This is a genomic window from Vibrio sp. 10N.222.52.B7, from assembly GCF_041474275.1.
Lineage (GTDB): Bacteria > Pseudomonadota > Gammaproteobacteria > Enterobacterales > Vibrionaceae > Vibrio > Vibrio crassostreae_C.
Window position 1 is genome coordinate 3,265 of the sequence record NZ_JBFRTU010000178.1, and the last position, 2,066, is coordinate 5,330.

Consider the following 2,066-nt stretch of genomic DNA (forward strand, 5'->3'; position numbering starts at 1 on the left):
TTCGGGCTGGCGACCTTTCGACTGTGATGTCTCCGCGTACAGTGCTCACTTGGGCTGAAAACATCCAAATATTCGACGATGTAGCGACGGCATTTAGGCTTTCATTCTTAAATCGCTGCGAAGACGAAGAGAAAGAACTGGTTAGCGAATACTATTTCCGTTGCTTTGGTGAAGCCTTGGAAGCGCATACTCAAAATTATTCGCACTCGGAGTCGTAAACCATGGCCAATATTTCTTCTCAGCAGAAAAAGATCCTCGATATTGGTGTGTCTGTCGCCAGAGCAATCAGTGGTGAACTCGATCTGAACTATCGGGGAGAACGACTCTATAAAGGCAATAAGCCCTGTTATTACCAGTCTGCCCACACCAACGATCTCACCTTTGTATCTCGCCACGAGCTGAAAAACAGTAAGCTTTCGATGCAAGGCAAGATCGATTCATCGGCATTACGACTCTTGCTTTCAGATGCTGATCTTCACTACTCATTGCGACCGAAAAACGAGGTCGAACGTCTGTTATATGACTTCTGCGAGCAGGTGCGAATTGAATCGCAAGTTCCATCTTATCTAAAAGGCGTTACCACCAGCATTCAGTTCAACTTTGCGTATTGGAGCGACCAATATCATCAGAATGGCTTCACCGAATCACGAATAAGCATGTTGCTGTTTACACTAATGCAAGTCATCCACACACGCTTAACCGGTGTTCCGGTTTCGGAACCCATTGCTGAGACCATTGAATCGACTCGCGCCGGCATCGTGCCTACTTTTGGGCATAGCCTGAAGCGCTTAAAACAACATAGAACCGACCAACAACAGTTTGCACACTGCGCCAACGAGTTGGCATCCCTTGCACAAGAGCTCATCGACCAAGAGCAAGAGAGCGATAGCTCGGCTACGCCAACCATTGAAGAAGACATAAAAATCCTTGCGCAGCTTGCCCTTATCGTTGATGGAGACATTCAAGATCAAGACGTCGATACTGACATCACGGGCAGTAGCAAGGTCTTCGAGCTTTCGGGCGCGAATTATCAGGTCTTTAATTCAGAATTTGATCAAGTCATCGCCGCAGACAAACTCGTCAGGCGCGCCCTATTACTCGAACTGAGACAGAAACTCACCGATGACATCATGGCGAGACAAGTAAACACTCGCCGTTTGGCCGCTATGCTCACTAGCTTTGTTGCCACGCCACAGAGGAACCGACGTCAGGACCATTTAGAAGAAGGCATTGTTAACGCCACCACCATCACCAAGCTCGTCACGTCGCCATTGGATCGCACTGTCTTTTATCAACCTGATATCGGTGCATCTCATCAATGTGCCATCACGTTTTTGATGGACTGCTCAGGCTCAATGCAAAAGCACAGTCACAAGCTAAGTCTGCTGATGGACACCATTCTCAAATCCGTTGGATTGGCTGATATCCCATTTGAGATCATTGGCTTCACTACCAACAACTGGAACGGTGGCAAGGTCTATCGACAGTGGCTTAAACAAAGCCAACCAAAGCACCCAGGCCGCTTGAACGAAGTTCGGCACATCGTGTTTAAGGATTTTGATACGCATTGGAGACGATCTCGCCTTGGCATTGCGAGTCTTCGTAAAGCAGATGTCTTTAAAGAAGGGATTGATGGCGAAGCGGTGCAGTTCGCTAGCCAGCGGTTGCAACAGCACACTGCTCAACGAAAGGTTTTGATCGTGTTCTCAGACGGCTGCCCAATGGATACCGCCACCAGCACCGCCAACGATCAGTTCTATTTGGATAACCACCTCAAACAAGTGATTGAACGTGAGTCGACCAAAAACGGAATTGAGATTCATGGCGTGGGGATGGGAGTGGATTTGAGCCCATATTACCGCAACAACATTACCTTGGACGTACAAGAGAGCTGCTTGTTCGGGCTATGTAGGAACATCTTTGAGATGCTAAAGCGCTGACGTGTCAGTGAGGAGGGTGTCATCAAGCATTAAACGAGAATCAAGCCCTCCTCCTTCAAAGATAATTTTGATAAAGAAAACGTTCTAAGCCAAAAACAACGACCATACAGAGACCGCCATCAAGTA

At 47.7% G+C, this 2,066-nt stretch carries 1 protein-coding gene and 1 pseudogene; both read left to right on the forward strand.

The features are described from left to right. A pseudogene (locus AB4512_RS22145) lies at window positions 1-218 on the forward strand (aerobic cobaltochelatase subunit CobS); the annotation flags it as partial. Window positions 219-221: 3 nt separating this feature from the next. Continuing rightward, on the forward strand, window positions 222-1,940 hold the full coding sequence (locus AB4512_RS22150) for a cobaltochelatase CobT-related protein (protein WP_372175697.1): 1,719 nt from the start codon (window positions 222-224) through the stop codon (window positions 1,938-1,940). The last annotated feature ends 126 nt before the right edge of the window (window positions 1,941-2,066 follow it).